This is a genomic window from Chlorobaculum sp. 24CR (assembly GCF_004118635.1).
Classification (GTDB): Bacteria; Bacteroidota; Chlorobiia; order Chlorobiales; family Chlorobiaceae; genus Chlorobaculum.
Map to the genome: position 1 here is coordinate 1 of NZ_SDGU01000007.1, position 18926 is coordinate 18926.

The 18926-nt window shown below is 60.5% G+C and carries 19 protein-coding genes; 7 read left to right on the forward strand and 12 right to left on the reverse strand.

The annotated features are described in order from the left end of the window. Nucleotides 1–143: 143 nt before the first annotated feature. From EST62_RS01450 to mnmA, 4 genes are all read right to left on the reverse strand, one after another. Entirely contained in the window at nucleotides 144–302 is a 159-nt protein-coding gene (locus EST62_RS01450; protein ID WP_129050335.1) for a DUF2283 domain-containing protein, read from the reverse strand. 257 nt (nucleotides 303–559) lie between these two features. Continuing rightward, on the reverse strand, nucleotides 560–4243 hold the full coding sequence (gene metH / locus EST62_RS01455) for a methionine synthase (RefSeq protein ID WP_129050336.1): 3684 nt from the start codon (nucleotides 4241–4243) through the stop codon (nucleotides 560–562). 104 nt (nucleotides 4244–4347) lie between these two features. Beyond that, the gene (locus EST62_RS01460; RefSeq protein WP_167599105.1) at nucleotides 4348–5019 is read right to left on the reverse strand and encodes an alpha/beta hydrolase; all 672 of its coding nucleotides are present in this window, start codon (nucleotides 5017–5019) and stop codon (nucleotides 4348–4350) included. 324 nt (nucleotides 5020–5343) lie between these two features. Then, the gene (gene mnmA, locus EST62_RS01465) at nucleotides 5344–6453 is read right to left on the reverse strand and encodes a tRNA 2-thiouridine(34) synthase MnmA (protein WP_129050337.1); all 1110 of its coding nucleotides are present in this window, start codon (nucleotides 6451–6453) and stop codon (nucleotides 5344–5346) included. A 187-nt stretch (nucleotides 6454–6640) separates the two neighbouring features. On the opposite strand from mnmA, the gene EST62_RS01470 reads away from it, so the two are divergent. Beyond that, nucleotides 6641–6919 carry a hypothetical protein gene (locus EST62_RS01470; protein WP_129050338.1) on the forward strand — a complete coding sequence of 93 codons (279 nt, stop codon included), beginning with the start codon at nucleotides 6641–6643 and terminating at the stop codon, nucleotides 6917–6919. Next, on the forward strand, nucleotides 6903–7589 hold the full coding sequence (locus EST62_RS01475) for a type II CAAX prenyl endopeptidase Rce1 family protein (protein ID WP_129050339.1): 687 nt from the start codon (nucleotides 6903–6905) through the stop codon (nucleotides 7587–7589). Before EST62_RS01470 ends, EST62_RS01475 begins: the two co-directional genes overlap by 17 nt. A 44-nt stretch (nucleotides 7590–7633) precedes the next feature. Here EST62_RS01475 and EST62_RS01480 read toward each other — a convergent pair whose 3' ends face one another. From EST62_RS01480 to EST62_RS01495, 4 genes are all read right to left on the reverse strand, one after another. Further along, nucleotides 7634–7978 carry a DUF5615 family PIN-like protein gene (locus EST62_RS01480; protein ID WP_129050340.1) on the reverse strand — a complete coding sequence of 115 codons (345 nt, stop codon included), beginning with the start codon at nucleotides 7976–7978 and terminating at the stop codon, nucleotides 7634–7636. Continuing rightward, nucleotides 7975–8199, reverse strand: a complete 225-nt coding sequence (locus EST62_RS01485) for a DUF433 domain-containing protein (RefSeq protein WP_069810637.1) — start codon at nucleotides 8197–8199, stop codon at nucleotides 7975–7977. Before EST62_RS01485 ends, EST62_RS01480 begins: the two co-directional genes overlap by 4 nt. Before the next feature lie 129 nt (nucleotides 8200–8328). Beyond that, a complete protein-coding gene (mgtE, locus tag EST62_RS01490; RefSeq protein WP_129050341.1) occupies nucleotides 8329–9711 on the reverse strand; it encodes a magnesium transporter in 1383 nt (460 codons plus the stop codon). A 69-nt stretch (nucleotides 9712–9780) separates the two neighbouring features. Continuing rightward, nucleotides 9781–10407 (reverse strand): DNA-3-methyladenine glycosylase, encoded by a 627-nt coding sequence (locus tag EST62_RS01495; protein WP_129050342.1) that lies wholly within the window; start codon nucleotides 10405–10407, stop codon nucleotides 9781–9783. A gap of 144 nt (nucleotides 10408–10551) precedes the next feature. Here EST62_RS01495 and EST62_RS01500 point away from each other — a divergent pair, with 144 nt between their 5' ends. From EST62_RS01500 to EST62_RS01515, 4 genes are read left to right on the forward strand one after another with little or no spacing between them, the layout of a single operon-like run. Continuing rightward, a complete protein-coding gene (locus EST62_RS01500) occupies nucleotides 10552–11349 on the forward strand; it encodes a ParA family protein (protein WP_129050343.1) in 798 nt (265 codons plus the stop codon). Between the two features lie 23 nt (nucleotides 11350–11372). Beyond that, nucleotides 11373–12257, forward strand: coding sequence for a ParB/RepB/Spo0J family partition protein (locus EST62_RS01505; RefSeq protein WP_129050344.1), 885 nt, complete (start codon nucleotides 11373–11375; stop codon nucleotides 12255–12257). 43 nt (nucleotides 12258–12300) lie between these two features. Then, a complete protein-coding gene (gene dapB, locus EST62_RS01510; protein WP_129050345.1) occupies nucleotides 12301–13050 on the forward strand; it encodes a 4-hydroxy-tetrahydrodipicolinate reductase in 750 nt (249 codons plus the stop codon). 3 nt (nucleotides 13051–13053) lie between these two features. After that, complete coding sequence (locus EST62_RS01515) at nucleotides 13054–13572, forward strand: hypothetical protein (RefSeq protein ID WP_129050346.1); 519 nt, start codon at nucleotides 13054–13056, stop codon at nucleotides 13570–13572. Nucleotides 13573–13648: 76 nt separating this feature from the next. Here the strand turns inward: EST62_RS01515 and menE are convergent, their stop codons facing one another. Genes menE through menB form a run of 3 tightly spaced genes read right to left on the reverse strand, consistent with a single transcriptional unit; the run spans nucleotide 13649 to nucleotide 16925 of the window. Continuing rightward, nucleotides 13649–15028 (reverse strand): o-succinylbenzoate--CoA ligase, encoded by a 1380-nt coding sequence (menE, locus tag EST62_RS01520; RefSeq protein WP_129050347.1) that lies wholly within the window; start codon nucleotides 15026–15028, stop codon nucleotides 13649–13651. Beyond that, nucleotides 15016–16107 (reverse strand): o-succinylbenzoate synthase, encoded by a 1092-nt coding sequence (gene menC / locus EST62_RS01525; RefSeq protein ID WP_129050348.1) that lies wholly within the window; start codon nucleotides 16105–16107, stop codon nucleotides 15016–15018. Before menC ends, menE begins: the two co-directional genes overlap by 13 nt. Continuing rightward, on the reverse strand, nucleotides 16104–16925 hold the full coding sequence (gene menB / locus EST62_RS01530; protein ID WP_129050349.1) for a 1,4-dihydroxy-2-naphthoyl-CoA synthase: 822 nt from the start codon (nucleotides 16923–16925) through the stop codon (nucleotides 16104–16106). Before menB ends, menC begins: the two co-directional genes overlap by 4 nt. 314 nt (nucleotides 16926–17239) lie before the next feature. Between menB and EST62_RS01535 the strand changes: the two genes are divergently transcribed. After that, nucleotides 17240–18211 carry a KamA family radical SAM protein gene (locus EST62_RS01535; RefSeq protein ID WP_129050350.1) on the forward strand — a complete coding sequence of 324 codons (972 nt, stop codon included), beginning with the start codon at nucleotides 17240–17242 and terminating at the stop codon, nucleotides 18209–18211. A 111-nt stretch (nucleotides 18212–18322) separates the two neighbouring features. Here EST62_RS01535 and EST62_RS01540 read toward each other — a convergent pair. Continuing rightward, on the reverse strand, nucleotides 18323–18926 hold a 604-nt coding region (locus tag EST62_RS01540), incomplete at its 5' end, for an alpha/beta fold hydrolase (protein WP_129050351.1).

Sequence of the window (18926 nt, forward strand, 5' to 3'; positions counted from 1 at the left end):
GAGTCAAGGTCGAGAAATTGAGTATAAAAAGTTGCATTCACAGCAGCTCCAACTCTTCTAAATACCTCGAAGCTCTGCTTCGAGGATCCTTTATTACATCTCAGATGAGTATTTGAAAGTATAGATATAAGATGCGGATAAAATTACATCTCTTTGCCATGCTCGACGGTCATGCTGACCAGATTTCGTTCTTCATCGACATCGATCAGCACGTTGTCGCTGATTTCCCGTGTTTCGAAAACCGGTTTGTCCAGAAGCTGAATGAAGGCTGTGTCGGTGTCCTCGAAATACTTGATTTTCATGAGCTTCGGTATTGCTACGGTAAACCAAATTCTTGATAATTGCCCCGGCCTTCAGGCCGGGGTTAATGTGCAATGCAAAACATATCAGGGCTTTAGCCCAATTCATATATCTCAGGAAACCAATGAATAGGTTGGGCTGAAGCCCGGAGTTTATTTTATCCTTCTCTACCCCGGACTGAAGTCCGGGGCAATTGTAAGAAGAATATTATCGGAGCAAAAGCCCCCGGCTGAAGCCGGAGGCTTTTGAAAAGACACGATCAGGACGGATCGTAGTTCAGCGCGGGTGCGAGCCACTTCTCCGCTTCTGCTACTTCCAGCCCTTTGCGGTTGGCGTAGTCTTCGACCTGATCCTTTCCAATCTTGCCGAGCACGAAGTATTTCGATGCCTTGTTGGCAAAATACAATCCGCTGACTGAGGCTGCCGGGTTCATCGCGAAGGTTTCCGTCAGCGTTACTCCGGTTGCCGCTTCGGCGTTGAGCAGGTCGAAGATGGTGGCCTTCTCGGTGTGATCCGGGCAGGCGGGGTAGCCGGGGGCGGGGCGGATGCCCTGGTACTTTTCGGCGATCAGCTCTTCGGGGGTGAGCTTCTCGCCCGGCGCGTAGCCCCAGAGTTCGCGGCGCACTTTTTCGTGCAGCATCTCCGCGAAGGCTTCGGCGAGACGGTCGGCGAGGGCCTGCGTCATGATGCGGTGGTAGTCGTCGAGTCCGTCGGCGAACTCCTTCAGGAGCGTTTCGATGCCGAGTCCGGCGGTGACGGCGAAGCAGCCGATCCAGTCGGCGATGCCGCTCTCGCGTGGAGCCACGAAGTCCGCCAGCGCGAGGTTGGCTTCGCCGTGCTTCTCGCCTTGCTGGCGCAGGGTGTGCAGCACGGCGCGGAACATCGAACGCTCGTCGTCCGCGTAGACGAAGATGTCGTCGCCGATGCTGTTTGCCGGGAAGATGCCCGCCACGCCTTTGATGCCGAGGAGCTTTTCGTCCGCAATCCTGTCGAGCAGAGCGTTGGCGTCCTTGAAGAGCTTCGTTGCCTCTTCGCCGACCTTCTCATCCTCCAGAATCTGCGGATAGAGGCCGTGCAGTTCCCAGCTGCGGAAGAGCGGCGTCCAGTCAATGTAGGGGCGGAGATCGCCGACGGTGACATTTTCCAGCACGGTAACGCCCGCCTGCGCGGGTTTGGCGATGGTCGCGGCTTCCCAGTCAATCGCGAGCCGGTTGTCGCGGGCGGCGTCGAGCGAGACGAACTTTTTGGCCGCCGTGCGCTCGGTGTGGCTCTTGCGCATCGCCTCCTGCTCGGCTTTCAGCGCCTCGATGTAGCCGTCGCGCTGGGCGGGGTTGCAGAGGCTGCTCGCCACCGGCACGCTGCGTGAGGCGTCGAGCACATGCACCACCGGGCCGGAGTAGTTCGGCGCGAGCTTGACGGCGGTGTGCACCTTCGAGGTGGTTGCGCCGCCGATGATGAGCGGAATCGTCATGCCGAGCCGCTCCATCTCTTTGGCCACGTGCGCCATCTCTTCGAGCGACGGGGTGATGAGGCCGGAGAGGCCGAGCACGTCGGGCTTCTCTTTGAGCACCGCATCGAGAATCTTGTCGCACGGCATCATGACGCCGATGTCCACCACGTCGAAGTTGTTGCAGGCGAGCACCACCGAAACGATGTTCTTGCCGATGTCGTGCACGTCGCCCTTGACGGTGGCGAGCAGCACCTTGGCTTTGGCGCTCGTGTCGCAGTTCCGGGCCTTCTCCTCCTCGATGTACGGAATGAGCACGGCCACGGAGCGCTTCATGACGCGGGCGCTCTTGACCACCTGCGGCAGGAACATCTTGCCCTCGGCGAAGAGGTCGCCGATGTGGTTCATGCCATTCATGAGCGGCCCTTCGATCACCTCCAGCGGACTCGGGTAGAGCTGGCGGGCCTCCTCGGTGTCCTCGTCGATGAAATCCACGATCCCCTTGACGAGTGCGTGTTTCAGCCGCTCCTCGACCGGAGCGTTGCGCCACTCGGCGGCTTTGGCTTCGACCTTTTCGCCGCCGTCGCGGATCGTTTCGGCGAACGCCACGAGCCGCTCGGTGGCGTCGTCGCGGCGGTTGAGCAGCACATCCTCGACGTAGCCGAGCAGCTCAGGCTCGATTTCCTCGTAGATGCCGAGCTGGGCGGCGTTGACGATGCCCATGTCGAGCCCGGCGTGGATGGCGTGGTAGAGGAAGGAGGTGTGCATCGCCTCGCGCACCGGCTCGTTGCCGCGGAAGGAGAAGGAGACGTTGCTGATGCCGCCCGACACCTTCGCGTGGGGCAGGTTCTGCTTGATCCAGCGCACGCTTTCAATGAAGTCGAGCGCGTAGTTGTTGTGCTCGTCGATGCCGGTGGCCACGGTCAAGACGTTCGGGTCGAAGATGATATCCTCCGGCGGGAATCCGACTTCCTCCGTCAGAATCTTGTAGGCGCGGCTGCAAATCTCGATGCGGCGGTGCAGGCTGTCGGCCTGGCCCTGCTCGTCGAAGGCCATGACGACCGTGGCCGCGCCGTACTGCATGATTTTGCGGGCGTGCTCCTTGAACAGCTCCTCGCCCTCCTTGAGGCTGATCGAGTTGACGATGCTCTTGCCCTGGGTGCAGCGCAGGCCGTTTTCGATGACCGCCCACTTCGACGAGTCGATCATCACCGGAACCTTGGCGATCTCCGGCTCGGAGGCGATGAGGTTCAGGAACTCGACGATCACCTTTTCGGAATCGAGCATCCCCTCGTCGAGGTTCACGTCGATCACCTGCGCGCCGTTCTCGACCTGCTGGCGGGCGATGGAGAGCGCTTCGTCGTAGTTCGCCTCCTTGATGAGGCGGGCGAACTTGCGCGAGCCGGTGACGTTGGTGCGCTCGCCGACGTTGATGAAGCCGGTGGTTTCGTCAACCACGAGCGGTTCGAGGCCGGAGAGTTTCAGCACGTGCTCGTTCGCGGGGCGCTTCCTCGGCGTGAGGTTCTGCACCGCTTTGGCAATGGCGCGGATGTGCGTCGGCGTGGTGCCGCAGCAGCCGCCGACGATGTTCACGAAGCCCGACTCGGCGAAGCCCGCGATCTGCGCGGCCATGTACTCCGGCGAATCGTCGTACTCGCCGAACTCGTTCGGCAGACCTGCGTTGGGATAGACGCTCACGTAGCTGCCCGCGATGTTGGAGAGCGCTTCAATGAAGGGGCGCATCTGCTTCGAACCGAGTGCGCAATTTAATCCGACCGAGAGCAGGCTCGGCATGTGCGAAATCGAAATCCAGAACGCCTCGGTGGTCTGGCCGGAGAGCGTGCGGCCGCTCGCGTCCACCACCGTGCCGGAGACCATCACGGGCACCTGCCAGCCGGTTTTGGCCGCGTACTGTTCGATGGCGTAGAGCGCCGCCTTGCAGTTCAGCGTGTCGAACACCGTCTCGACGAGCAACAGATCGACGCCGCCCTCGTGCAAGCCTTCGAGCTGGGCAGTGTAGTTATCGACCACCTCCTGGAAAGTGACCGCGCGGAAGCCGGGGTTGTTCACGTCCGGCGAGAGCGAGAGGGTCTTGTTGGTTGGCCCGATGGAACCTGCAACGAAGCGCGGTTTGTCGGGCGTTTTTGCGGTGAACTCGTCCGCCGCCGAGCGGGCCACTTTTGCTGCCGCCACGTTCAGCTCGCGGGTCAAATCCTGCAACTGGTAGTCCGACTGCGAGATCGGGTTGGCGTTGAAGGTGCAGGTTTCGATGATGTCCGCACCCGCGTCGAGGAAGTCGCAGTGAATCGAACGGATGATGTCGGGCTGGGTGATGACGAGCAGATCGTTGTTGCCCTTCAGCGGATGGCTGTGCGAAGCGAAACGCTCGCCCCGGTAGTCCTGTTCGTCGAGGCCATGCCTCTGGATCATGGTGCCCATGGCCCCGTCGAGCACGAGAATCCGTTGCTCGATCAGGCCGTACAAAGTGTCGTTCATGCAGCGGCGGATGGTTATTGGTCGGGATGACCGTATTGGAAAAATTGACCTTAAAGGTAAGCAAAAAAGCGCTCAATTCCCCATCCGCCGGAAGGCGGGGCGCGTCAGGAAAGCGCCCGGTCGATGCGCTCCGAAAGCCACGAAGCCATGAAGTCGAGCGACTCCTGATCGATCTGGTGGGCCATCGGATATTCGCGGTAGGTGTAGTCGGAGATCTTGTCGCGAAGCCACGCATCGGCCTGCCGCCCCCGGTCGATGGGCAGCACGTCGTCAAACAGCCCGTGCTGCACGAGAAACGGCACGTCGGCAAGTCCCGTCGGCAAAGTGTCGGCTTCGGGCCGCGAATCGGGAAGCTGCCCGCTGAGGGCGAGGACGCCGTGCAGCAGCGCGGGATTCCGGAACGCCGTGAAGTAGCTCATCACCGTCCCCTGACTGAAGCCCATGAGAAAGGTTTTCCCGCCGACCGGCTGGAGTTTTTCGATCAGATTTTCGAGGAACGCCGCAAGCTTGTCGGCCACCTGCCGCGCCGCCTCGCGATCCACGGTAATGCCGCCGGGCGTGAAATCGATCGGGAACCAGCCATACATCTCCGGCCCAAGCACGAGCGGCGCACGAACGCTCACGACGCGAAGCCGCGCATCGAGCGAGTGCGCCAGACCGAGAAGATCCTTCTCATTGCTGCCATACCCGTGCAGCATGACGAGCAGCGGGCTTTTTTCATCGGAACGGCGATTGTAATCGAGCCAGGTAAAGGTGTCGTTGTTGCGGGTCAGCATGTGCGATGGGTTGGAGTTGTGAATCCGGTAAATGATTAACCTGTAGGGGCGGCTCTCGTGGCCGCCCTGGTATTGTGGTTTGTTGATAACCTGTCGTAAAAGTCTATGGAAAAAGAAATTGGGCTGAAGCCCTGATTTTTGTGCTAAATAACCCCGGCTTAAAAGCCGGGGCAATATGAATGTAAGAGTGATGAATGTCCGTCGGGATAAATCCCTCCTGAATATGGCAGAGTCTATTGCTCTCTTCAAGTGATTCAAACTCTTAAACAATTGCCCCGGACTTCAGTCCGGGGTTTGCAGGTCAAATAAAAAGAAATTCGGGCTTCAGCCCAATATTTTCTGATCTTGCGTTTCAGGATTCACCTCGGCGATAATCCCGCCGCCGAGCACTTTGTCGCCATCATAAAACACCACCGCCTGCCCGCAGGCCACGCCCAGCTTGGGTTCGCGGAAAGTCACTCGCGCCCGGTCGCCCCCGTTACCTGCGAGCGGCTCGACCGTGCAGGCGCTCTGCCGGTCGCGGTAGCGGATTCGCGCTTCGGTGTCGAAGGGCGCGTCCGGCGCGGCGACGGCGCTCCAGTTCATGCCGGAGGCGATGAGGCTGCGGCATTCGAGATCGGCCTTGCCGCCGACGCGGATGCGGTTGCGCGCGGCGTCGATCTCGGTCACATAGACCGGCTCGCCGGTCGCCACACCGAGGCCGCGACGCTGGCCGATGGTGTAGAACGGATAGCCCCGGTGGTGGCCGATCACCTTGCCCGCCTGATCGACAATCTCGCCGCCCGCCACCCGCGCTTCGAGGCCCGGAATCGCCCCGGCGAGGTAAGCGCAATAGTCGTCGTGCGGCACGAAGCAAATCTCCTGGCTCTCCTTTTTTTCCGCCGAATGAACCCCGAACGACCGCGCCAGCTCGCGCACCTCGGTTTTGGCGAGTCCGCCGAGCGGAAACAGCGTCTGCGCCAGCTCCGCCTGACAGAGCATCCAGAGAAAATAGCTCTGATCCTTCTCCGGATCGACCCCCTTGCACAGCCGCGTTACGCCATCGTGCAGCTCCACGCGGGCGTAGTGGCCGGTGGCGACGCAATCCGCGCCGAGCAGGCGCATCGCCTCGAACAGGCCGAACCACTTGATCGCCTTGTTGCACACCATGCAGGGATTCGGCGTCCGTCCGGCGAGGTAATCGCTGTGAAAATAGCCGATCACGTCACGGGCGAACTTCGCGCTCAGGTTCAGCGTAAACACCGGGAAATCGAACTCTTCCGAGTCGCTGACGCGCATCGCCGAAGGCTTCAGCACCGGCGATTCTTCGGGAGTATCGAGCACGCGGACATTCAGCCCGGTTACACGAAACCCCTGCCGAACGAGCAGGCAAGCTGCCGTCGAAGAATCGACGCCGCCCGACAGGCCAGTGATAACGTGTTGTGGTGAGGTCATAGGATTTGGACTGTTGGTTTAACTGAAACTTACAGTATTTTTTCTGGATTGTGCGGATAGGGTTGACTGGCCTGTTCAAAAGACAGATGGCAAAGCGGTTCGAGAGAATCAGAGCGCTTCTTGGTTGGGCTGAAGTGAAATAATGTGTAAATTTTACGCTTTCCGAAATAGCTATAACCCAGTTGCAATGACCGAAGAAAAAAAACAACCACCACAACAGCAGCCGCCGGCGCTTGGGCCTTATTTTTTGTCGGTATTTTTGATGGCGCTGGGGCTCTGGTGCGTGTATGACGGGTGGTTCACGACTGATCCGGAGATGTTCCGGCATATGGATTTTAACCGGATTATGGCGGTTATATTCATACCCATTGCGATCATCGATTTTATCCGCACCCGTCGCTCCGAAATGGCGCGTAAGGCAAAAGCGGTCAACAAGCTCGCAGTAAAAAATGATTCCGAATCATAGGCTGCTGGTTCCATACGCGGCTCCGTATTTCGCCTATGTGCTGATCGCAACCGTGGCCGAGCGGTTCGTGCCGATGGAGGTGAATTATCTCTTGCGCATCGTTATCGTTTCCGCCACGTTGCTCTGGGCCAGGCAGTGGTTCTTTTCCTTCAAAGGCCCCAAGTCTTTCGTTGTGTCCGCTTTCGTGGGGATTCTGGCTGGCGTTGCCGGTTTGATTCTCTGGATTGCACTGTTGACTCCATTTGTTTCGATTGCGGATGGAAAGCCCTGGTCTCAAAGCGCTTTTGTGCTGCGATTGCTGGCGGCGGGCGTTCTGGTACCGGTTTTTGAAGAGGTGCTGATGCGTGGCTTTATTTTTCGCTTGGCGTTGCAGTGGGACGAGGCGCGAAAGAGCAAGGCGACCGATGCGCTGTCCATTGCAATGGATGAGCGATCCGTCAACGACGCTCAGCCGGGAGCGTGGTCGTGGGTGGCCGTCATCGTTTCAACGCTTGTCTTTACACTCGGCCACACCACGCCGGAGTGGCCCGCATCCATCGCCTATGGCCTGCTGATGGCGGGATTATATATTCTCCGGAAAGATTTGCTGAGCTGTATCGTGGCGCACGGCGTGACGAATATCGGTCTTGCGTTTTATGTTTATCAGACCGGAAAGTGGCAGTTGTGGTGATGGTTTCTCGCTGAGGGAAAACGGTACGAAACAGAACGCGCGACTTAACGCAAATCGCTGATTTCAATGATCGGCTCTCCCGAAAGCAATAATTCCGCGGCTTTATCGAGAGATTTTTCCAGTACCGCCCTCATTCTGGCATTCGATGTATTGCCACACGTGATCCAGAGCAGTTGAGGTGGCGTACCGTATTGATCGACAAGTTTGAGGAAGTCCGCATCTTTGCTCATGATGACGGCGTTCGCTTCTCTGGCAGCCTTGAATATGGTTCGATCATCGGCTCGTTGCAAATTCATGCTGCTCAACGATTTGGCCTGAATGGCCGGATATGTTCGGTTGATCCACGCTGCCAATGATGGCGAAAGATGCGCATCGATCCAGAGTATCATGCGGCAATGACCGGATGGTTGAGTTTCTGGCTGGCATATTTTAAAGCTGCCAGAATATCCTCTTTTTCAAGATCGGGGAGTTCTTCAAGGATTTCATCCTGACTGAGGCCTGCTGCAAGAAGGTCGAGAATATCGATTACCCTGATTCTCAATCCGCGGATGCAGGGGCGTCCACCGCATTGATTCGGATCGATGGAAATCCGCTTTTGCCACTCGTTCATATCACGCTCGCTGATTTGTCTTTACATGGAAATAGTAACGAAAAACATCGAGAAACGTTCAAACCTGAACAATGGAGCGACGCGCTCTGTCGTGAACCGCCCGGAACCACTCCAGCTTGCCCGCACCCCTCACAGCAGTACGCCCTTGAGCAGCAACGAGGCGAAGCTGAAGTAGATGACGATGCCGGTGACGTCCACCAGCGTGGCGACGAAGGGAGCTGACGAGGTGGCCGGGTCGATGCCGAGACGCTTCAGCAACAACGGAAGCATCGAACCGGCAAGCGTTCCCCACAGCACGATGCCGAGCAAAGAGAGTCCCACGGTGATGCCGAGCAGCAACCACATGACGGAGTAGTGGCCCAGAAGCGTGGCCCAGAACACCACCCGGAAAACGCCGATGAGGCCCAGAAGGCTTCCCAGCATCAGGCCCGAAAGAATCTCCCGCTTCATCACCGCCCACCAGTCGCGCACGGTGATTTCGCCGAGCGCCAGCGAGCGGATGATCAGCGTGGCCGCCTGGGAGCCGGAGTTGCCGCCGCTCGAAATGATCAGCGGAATGAAGGTGGCCAGCACGATCGCCTTGGCCAGTTCGTCCTCGAAATAGGCCATTGCCGAGGCCGTGAGCATCTCGCCGAGAAAGAGCACCACCAGCCAGACCGCGCGGTTCCTGACGAGCTGGAGCAGCGGCACGTCGATGTAGGGTTCGTCGAGGGCTTCGATACCGCCGAACTTCTGGATGTCTTCGGTCTCCTCCTCTTCGGCCACGTCGAGCATGTCGTCAACCGTGACGACGCCGATCAGGTAGCCGTTGGAATCGACCACCGGAAGGGCGACCCGGTCGTAACGCTTGAAGGCTTCGAGCGCGTCCTTCTGATCCTGCGTTGCCGTGAGGGTAATCAGCTTGTCTTCGTCGATGATCTCATCGACCTTTTTGTCGAGCGGCGAGAGCAACAGGTCGCGGGCGAGCATTTCGCCGACGAGCTTGCCGTGGTCGTCCACCGCGTAGATGACGTTCAGCGTTTCGCTCTCGTGGCCGTGGGTGCGGATGTATTCGAGCACCTTGCCGATTTCCCAATCCTTCTTGACGCTTAAAAAGTCCGGCGACATGAGACGCCCGACGCTGTCCTCGGCATAGGCGAGCAGCGTTTTGGCGATCTTGAACTCCTTGAACGAGAGCAGCTTAATCAGCTCCTGGGCCACCGGGCCGGGTAGCTCTTCGAGCAGCGCCGTGCGGTCGTCGGCGGACATGCTGTTGAGGATGTGCGAGACATCCTTTTGCGTCAGGGCGTTGAGGAGGTTCTGCTGGGCGTCGAAGTCGAGGTACTCGAAGGTTTCGGTGGCTGAGTCTTTGGAGAGCAGCCTGAAGAGGATCGCCTGCTCGTTTTCGGGCAGGTCGGAGATCAGTTCGGCCAGGTCAACCGGAAGCCAGTCGTCGAAGAGGCGTTGCAGGGCGCTGAAGTTTCTCTGTTCGATCAGCTCGCGAATTTCGGGAAGGATGGGAGTTCCGATCATGGCTGGCTTGAGGTTGACTTGATGAGGTTCCCTCGTGTAACCGTACGAGCCTAAAAAAGGAAAATTTAACTACTTTCCAATCCCTTTTTTCCTCTTTTTTGACGGAGTGCCGGTTTGTGTTTTCGACATGTGCGGCGAGCCGGTGACGAATCTTCGCCACGGCAGCGCGGCGCTGCGCGAAATGCCGATGCGCGGGCTTGCGCCGATCAGTTCCGGCGGCAAGTCTGGCGCATCTTCGAGCCAGCAAACGTCGCCGGAGAGCGACTCGCCGTAGTGCGCCGGGCCGAGGCCGAGCGCCTGGGTGAGCTTGCCGGGGCCGCTCAGGAGCGCCCGCTCATCGGTCGTCCGCCGCCGCTCTCGCATCCACTCGATGCCTTCGACCGGCTCCATCGCCCGGAGCAGCACCGCGCCAGCCACGCCTTCCGGCTCCGAGACGATGTTTGCCAGGTAGTGGCAGCCATAGGCGAAGTAGATGTAGAGGTGGCCGGGTGGGCCGAACATCGCGCGGTTGCGCTCGGTCATGCCGCACGAGGCGTGGCAGGCCTCGTCGCCTTCGCCGAGGTACGCTTCGGTTTCGACGATTCGCCCCCGCATCACGCGGCCCGATGCTTCGCGGTGGACGAAAATCTTGCCGAGAAGCCGTTCGGCGAGCACGAGGGTTGGGGCCTGGTAAAATTCGGCATCGAGCCTTTTCATGGGTCGATATAACTGTTTGCAAAAGTTTATGCAAGTATTATACTATACTTCGTGTCGCTGAAGAAAGGCCCCTCTCAAAACTTGCAGAGGCGCCGAGAAGGATCAACCGCTCGTATATTTTCCATTTCGCTGGCTACTGTTTTCATGGGTAGAGTCATTGCCATTGCAAACCAGAAAGGCGGGGTTGGTAAAACAACCACCGCGGTCAATATTGCGGCTTCCATTGCGATATCCGAATTCAAAACGCTTCTGATCGACATCGATCCCCAGGCAAACGCCACATCAGGCTTCGGCCTCGAAACCGGGGACGAGATCGAGAACACCTTCTACAATGTGATGGTGAACGGCGGGGAGATCAGGGACGCCATCAAGCCCTCCGGTCTTGAATACCTCGACGTTCTGCCCTCCAACGTCAACCTGGTCGGCATGGAGGTGGAGCTGGTTAACATGCGCGAGCGGGAGTACGTTATGCAGAAGGCGCTGAAGGCGGTGCGCGACCAGTACGATTACATCATCATCGACTGCCCGCCTTCGCTCGGCCTCATCACGCTCAACTCGCTCACCGCCGCCGATTCGGTGCTCATTCCCGTGCAGGCCGAGTACTACGCGCTCGAAGGGCTGGGCAAGCTGCTCAACACCATCAGCATCGTGCGCAAGCATCTGAATCCGAAGCTCGAAATCGAAGGGGTGCTCGTCACCATGTTCGACGCCCGGCTCAGGCTGGCGACGCAGGTGGCCGAGGAGGTCAAGAAGTTCTTCAAGGACAAGGTTTATAAAACCTGCATTCGCAGGAACGTCAGGCTTTCGGAGGCTCCGAGCCACGGTATGCCGGCACTGTTGTACGATGCTCAGAGTATCGGCTCGAAGGACTACCTCGATCTTGCGCAGGAGATATTCGAGCGCGATGGCAACATCAGGAAATTCAAAGTTCGGCAGCAGTAAGGTGGCCGGTTAATTGTGAGGATATGTCGAAAAAAGCACTGGGCAGGGGGCTGAAAGCGCTGATCTCCGAAGAGGGGTTTGCCGCCGCCGAAAAAGCCGAAGAGACTGAAAAAATGCAGGAGGGCGCGATCGGCAGCCTTCCGGTCGAAAAGATCAGGGTCAACCCTTTCCAGCCTCGCCAGGAGTTCGAGGCGGCGGCGCTCGACGAGCTGCGTAACTCGATCATCGAAAATGGCGTCATCCAGCCGGTGACGGTCTGCCGCGATGGCGACGGCTATCAGCTCATCAGCGGCGAACGGCGTCTGCGCGCGGTCAAGTCCGCCGGGTTCAAATTCATTCCCGCCTACGTCATCGAAGCGCACGAGGATGCCAGCAAGCTCGAACTCGCCCTTATCGAGAACATCCAGCGCGAAGATCTCAACGCCATCGAGGTCGCGCTCGCCCTCCGGAGCCTGGTCACGAAGTGCGACCTCACCCAGGACGAGGTTGCCCAGAAGGTGGGCAAGAACCGCTCCACGGTGGCCAATTTTCTGCGTCTCCTGAAGCTGCCGCGCCAGATTCAGGAGAGCATCCGTACCCGCGAAATCACCTCCGGCCACGCACGCGCGCTCATCAACCTGCCGAGCGAACATTTACAGCTCAAGGTGTGGCGGCAGATCGTTTCGCGGCAGCTTTCGGTGCGGCAGACCGAGGCGCTGGTGGGCAACATGTTCAAGGACAAGCTGAAACCGGCAGCTCCGGCTCCCGCGCCCCGCGCCATTCAGCTCGACCAGATCGAGGGCCGACTCCGGGAACAGCTCGCCACCAAGGTGAGTCTCGTCGAAAAAAAGGGGGGGCAGGGCGAAATTCACATCAAATATTTTTCAGGCGAAGACCTCGACCGGATACTCGATCTTATCGGTCAGTGAGTGCCTGAACCAACTACCAGAAGTACAAGGACAAGCTGAGAGTATGAAGATCACTTTGGTCGGCAATGGCCGCATGGGCCAGCAGATAGCCGGAATCGTCGGAGCGTCGGACAACCATGTCATTCACAAGGTGCTCGATGTGAGCGATGCCATCGAAGCAGGTTCGTTCGAGGGCGCGGACGCGATTATCGACTTCACCGTCCGCGATGCGTTCCTTGGCAACTACAAGGCGCTCGTCGCTTCGGGCGTGCCGGTCGTGGTGGGCACCACCGGCTGGGACGACGTGATGCCGCAGATCGCCGGGGAGGTCAACGCTGCCGGAAGTTCTATGCTCTACTCGGCAAATTTCTCGCTTGGCGTCAACATCTTTTTCCGGACGCTGCGCGAGACGGCGCGGCTGATCGCGCCGTTCGAGCAGTTCGACATCGCGCTTTCGGAGCAGCACCACACCGGCAAGGCGGACTTTCCGAGCGGCACGGCGATCAAGGCCGCCCAGGAGGTGCTGAACAACAATCCCCGCAAGCGCACCATCGTTCGCGAGCTTGAGGACGGGCGCAAGTTGCGGAGCGACGAATTGCAGGTCGCCTCGATCCGTCTCGGCACGGTGTTCGGCGTTCACTCGGCCATCATCGATTCCGAGTCGGACACCATCGAACTGACTCATACGGCTAAAAATCGCACCGGCTTCGCTTCGGGCGCGGTTCGCGCCGCCGAGTGGCTCGCCGGGCGTCACGCCACGTCGCCGGGTTTCTGCACGATGGACGATTTCCTGAACGATCTTTTTTCCGCCTGATTCATGGGAGTTGAAACCGCACCGGGCCGTCCATCAAAAGTCCCCGCGCTGCTCGCTGGAGCGGTGCTGCTTGTGCTGACGACGACGCTGCCCTACCTGACCCTCATCAACGCCGTGCTGTTCGCCGGGATCATCGCCTCCGGATCGGCGGCGGCGTGGTACTACATCATGCGCCACCAGGTCCGGCTGGAGCATGGCGAAGCCTTCGTGCTCGGCGCGATGAGCGGCCTCGTCGGCGGGGCGCTTTCGGTGCTTGCCGCGTATTTGCTGGAAAAGTGGTTCGGCTATATTCCGGGACTCGAAAGCCTCCAGCTTCTGGTGGCGTGGGCAAGCCGCCTGGCTCCCGAAGAGGCCCCGAACTTCCAGCAAATGCTGGCGCTTGTCACCGCGCCGAAGGAGATTTCGCTCTCCGACCTGCTCGTGAGTATGCTCCTGACCGGCATGTTCTACGCCCCCTTCTCCGGCCTCGGAGGCAGGTTGACCGTTTTCGTGCTCAAGCGAAAAGCGAAGAAGAAGGTGTAACGGTCTGGCAGAATCGTCTTCGGTTTTTTTCCTATACGACCTATAGGACTTATAGGTCGTGTAAGTCCTATAGGATTTAAAGATTACCCGGCTTGCAGTACCAGCTTCGGTCGATTTTGGGTGAGCCGGGGAGGGTTTGCCACTCCCGGACGCGGTGAAATGCCACCGGCGTTTTGAGCTTGCCGAGCGCTTCTTTGAGGTGGGCGGTGATCGCCGAATCGTCTGGTTCGCCCTGCTCCTGAACCTCGATCCACGCCACCGGCCTGGTGCCGTACTCCGCGTCGGGCGCGGGAACCACCACGGCCTGCTCGATTCCCCTGATCGAGGTGAGCGCTTTTTCAATCTCTTCTGGATGGATGTTCTCGCCGCCGGAGATGAACATGCTGTCCCTCCTGCCGAGCACGGTCAGCCGCCCATCCTTCGACAGTTCGCCCATGTCTCCCGTGTGAAACCAGCCTTCGGCGTCCCGCGCCGTGCGCACTCCGCCCTCGTCGAGATAGCCCATGAAGAGGCATTCGCCCTTGACGAGGATTTCGCCGTCCGTGTCGATTTTGACTTGCCGGTATGGCAGCACCACGCCGCTGTCGCCCCGCGCTGACGTGACTGGGCCGGGCGAGGTCGTGACCTGTGTGCTCATTTCGGTCGAGCCGTAGGTGAGGTAGAGTGGCACGTGCTCCCGGATCGCCTCGCGCAGCAGCGCCGGGCTGACCGCGCTGCCTCCGAGCAGCAGCGCTTCGAGGCTCCGCAAGCGTTCGGGGCCGCCGTCGGCGCGAAGCATCCGGTAAAGCTGCGTCGGCACGAGCGAGAGGTGCGTCACCGGAAAGCGAGCGAGCGACTCGGCGAGCGACGCATCCGGCGACGGCACGGCCAGCGCGCCGCCACCGACAAGGCATTTGAAGAGCATCGAGTAGCCTCCGACGTGGCAGAGCGGCAGCGAGAGCAGCCAGCAGTCGCCCGGCCCGAAGGGCAGGTTTTCGGCGGAGCCTTTGGCACTGTACCAGTGGTTCGAGAAGCTGTGCATGGCGGCTTTCGGCTGGCCGGAGCTGGCCGAGGTGTGGATGATCGAGACGCGCCGCGCCATCTCCGTCGCGCCGGTGAAGGCCGCGTCCCTCCGTGCGAGCGCGTCGGCAACGAACGCTTCGAACTTTGCCGCGTCAAGCGTCATCACCGGATGCAGCCGCGCGAGCACGCCGTCGATGTGGCTTGCCGGAAAGCGGTGGTTCACCGGCGCGGCGACACCGCCCATGCGCACGAGCGCCATCAGCGCGAGCACGAGCGCCGCGCTGTTCGGCGCGACAAGCGCCACGACGTCGCCGCGCCGGACGCCCTGCGCCTCGAATGCGGCGGCGATTCGAGCCGTGTCGCCGTCGAGATCGGCGAAGCTCCAGCGTCGTCCGGCGGTGACGAGCGCCGGGGCGTTGCCGAACCTTTGCGCGGCCTGGGCTACAATCTCCATGATGCGCTGGTTTCGATCATCTCCGGTTTCACGTGCTGGCTGTCGCGCCATGCGGCGGCGGGGTCGGCCAGTCCGTCCGGGGCGGAGAAAGGCTTTTCGACGAGGTCGCGGGCGAGGAAGCTCGCCGTGTCGAGGCCCGACGCCGCCGGAGTTGGCGACGAAACGGCGGCCATCATCGCGTAGAGGCCGAGGCTGACGCTGCTCTCGAAGGCGGAGCTGAAGACCGCCTGCAACCCCATCCGGTGCGCCTTGGCCGCGAGGTCAAGCGATTTTGCGATGCCGCCGATGCAGTTCGGCTTGAGCACGAGCGCGCCGAGCGGTTCGGGGCCAATCTGGTCGAGCAGCTCCGGTCGCTGCCAGAGCGACTCGTCGAGCGCCGACGGCAGGCCGGTGGCGGCGTGGAAGTCGGGGATCAGTGCCGCATCCGTCAGCGGCTCCTCGATGTAGGCGATGCAATCCGGCGGCAAGGCTTTGCCAAATTCGATCGCTTCGTCGAAATCGAGCGACTGGTTGGCATCGAGCCGCAGCTCCGCCTTGCCGCCGAAAGCTTCGTGCAGGGCGCGGATGCAGGCGACGGCCTCGTCGAGCCGCCCTTTGCGAACCTTCAGCTTGAAGGCGCGGAACCCCTCGGCGTAGCGTTTCGTGGCGCGGTCGAGCACGGCCTGCGGCTCTCCGGCAAGCAGTGCGTTGACGGGAATTTTCGGTGCTGGCGGGAAGGCGTCGGCAAAGACAGGCAGCGAGCCGGTCGCGACAGCTTCGAGGTTGACGAGCGCCATCTCAATGCCGGTCGCCACCGATGGCGGCAGCGCTGCTTCGCCAATCAGGCGTCGCCGGTCGTCGGAGCTGTTCAGGTCAAATCGCGAAAGTTCGGGAATGAAGGCGGCGAGCGCCTGCATCGCCTCGTCGAGCGACTCGGTGTGCAGGCCCGGCAGAGGAGCGACTTCGCCATACGCGGTCGCTCCCTCGCTTGTCAGGCGCAGGAGCAGCCCCTCGCGCTTTCGGAGGAGCACGCCCCTGACCGTGACCGGTGCGGTAAATTCCAGTTCATACCGGCGGATGTCGGCATGAAGCGGCTTCACGGGTGTTTCGGGAACTTGCTGAAATCGGGTTTGCGCTTTTCGACAAAGGCGTTGCGCCCCTCCTGGCCCTCTTCGCTCATGTAGTAGAGCAGCGTGGCGTTGCCCGCAAGCTCCTGCAAACCGGCCTGGCCGTCGCAGTCGGCGTTCAGCGCGGCCTTCAGGCAGCGGATGGCGAGCGGCGAGTTGGCGAGAATTTCGCGGCACCACTGCACGGTCTCCTCTTCGAGCTTTTCGAGCGGCACGACCGTGTTGACCAGCCCCATGTCGAGCGCCTCCTGCGCGTTGTACTGGCGGCAGAGGTACCAGATTTCGCGGGCCTTCTTCTGGCCGACCAGACGCGCCATGTAGCTCGCGCCCCAGCCGCCGTCGAACGAACCGACCTTCGGGCCGGTCTGGCCGAAGCGGGCGTTCTCCGCCGCGATGGTCAGGTCGCAGAGCATGTGCAGCACGTGGCCGCCGCCGATGGCGTAGCCCGCCACCATCGCGATGAGCGGCTTCGGGCAGGTGCGGATGTCGCGCTGGAAATCGAGCACGTTCAGCTTGTTGACGCCCTTCTCGTCGGCGTATCCCGCGTTGCCGCGAATCTTCTGGTCGCCGCCGGAGCAGAAGGCGAGGTCGCCCTGGCCGGTCAGGATGATGACGCCGATCGCTGCGTCGTTGCGCGCATCCTGCAACGCCTCGATCATCTGATCGACCGTCTGCGGGCGGAACGCATTGCGCCGCTCCGGGCGGTTGATGGTGATCTTGGCGATGCCCTCGGCCTTGTGGTAGAGAATGTCGGAGTACTCTCCGGCTGCAATCCAGTTGACGGTGCTCATAGCTGAAATCTCGATGGTTGTTGATGGCTGAAAAAGAGTTCAAATATAAGCAATCCCCGTTGATTCGTGCGAGGTGACGGGGGGATGGGACTTATAGGTCTTATGAGACATATAGGACTTATGGGACTTTATTGAACAGGACGAATCATTTGGGAGTATCCTTTGCAGGGGCGGAGCTGCTTGTCCGCCCTTCTTCTCCGGATAGCTGTGGCTCCCGTTTTGAGATGATACTCAAAATGAAAAACAAGGGTATGGTTATTCTATATTTCGATGAACCATCACTCTTCTGATTAACGCAATAACCATTTGTACCCATGACCTCCAGCCATCCGGAACGCACCATCATCACGACGCCTGAGCAGCTTGCCGATTATGTCAAGCTGACCGAGGCCGAGAAGGAGGGGATTCGCCAGTGCCGGGCGATCATGCCGATGAAGATCACCCGCCATTACGCGGCGCTGCTGGAGCGCGACAATCCCGACGATCCGCTCCGGAAGCTCGTGATTCCGTCGCTCGAAGAGCTGGTGCGCTATCCGGACGACGCCGAGGTCGATACCCACAAGGACGAGGCGCAATACCAGCCGGTGGAGGGGATCATCCACCGCTATCCGGGCAAGGTGCTGCTGATGGTTACCACCGCCTGTTTCGCCCACTGCCGCTTCTGCTTCCGCTCGGAGAAGGTCGCCAGCACACTCGACGGGCGGCGGCTCGACAAGGCTATCGGGTATATCCGGAACGACGCCACGATCCGCGACGTCATCTTCACCGGCGGCGATCCGATGCAGGTCAGCTCCGAGAGACTCGAACGCGCCCTCGCCGAAGTCCGCCGCATTCCCCATGTCGAAATCATCCGCATCACGACCCGCGCCCCCATTTTCGCGCCGGAACTCTTCACCGGCGAAATGATCGCCATGCTCAGCCGGTTCAAACCGCTCATCCTGATCACCTCCTTCATTCACCCGCGAGAGTTGAGCGACGAAACGTGCAGCGTCCTCGACCGGCTCTCTGACGCCGGAATCGTGCTCTTGCAGCAAGGCCCGATTCTCAGGGGCCTCAACGACGACGCGGACACGCTCCGGACGATGTACGAAAAGCTGGCCCGGCACCGCACCATGCCCTACTACGCCACCTGGGGCATCGTTTCGCCCGGAAACCGGCACTTCACGCTCGACGGCGAGAGCGCTCGCAGGCTCATCCGGCAACTGGAGAACACCACCTCCGGTTTCTGCATTCCACACCTCAGCACCCTCGACCAGAACAACAACAAAACCCGGACGATTGGATGAAGTTGCAGGGGCGCAAGGCGTTTGCCCTCTGGCGAGCGGCGACAGGTGAATGGGACGGATGGGACTTATAGGACGGATAGGTTTTGGTTGGGGATTCTGCGTCAATGCTGACTACTTCTGAGCGACAAACCGCTCCACGCTTGCAAGAAACCGCTCCGGCTCCTCGATGTGCAGCGTGTGGCCGCATCCGGCGAAGAATTCGAGGCGCGATTCGGGGCACAGCTCCGCCATCTGCTTTCCGATCTCCACGTATTTTGAATCCTTCTCGCCGACGCAGAAGAGCATCGGCAGGCGGTTGTCGGCGAGCTCGCGCCAGAACGACGGCTGGTTGCCCGTGCCGAGCAGGCGCAGCGCGCGGGCGAGGTTTTGCGGCGCACCCTGCTTGCGTTGCGCCTCGATTTCGCGGAACAGCGCGTGGCTTTTCAGCGTCGCGAAGAGCGGCTGGCTGTACCAGAATTCGATGAATCCCTCGAAGTTCCGCTCGATCTTGCGGGCGACGCCCTCGTCGCTCTTGCGCCGTGCCGCCCGCTCCTCCTCGGTCCGCAATCCCGGCGACGACGACACGATCACCGCCTTCGAGAACAGTTCCGGAAAGCGCAACGCCAGCGCCAGCCCGATGCGCCCGCCCATCGAATAGCCCACGAGTACGCACGGCCCGGCGCTCAGTCGCCGAACTTCGCCCGCCAGCGCCTCGACCGTGCGCATGAAAAATCCG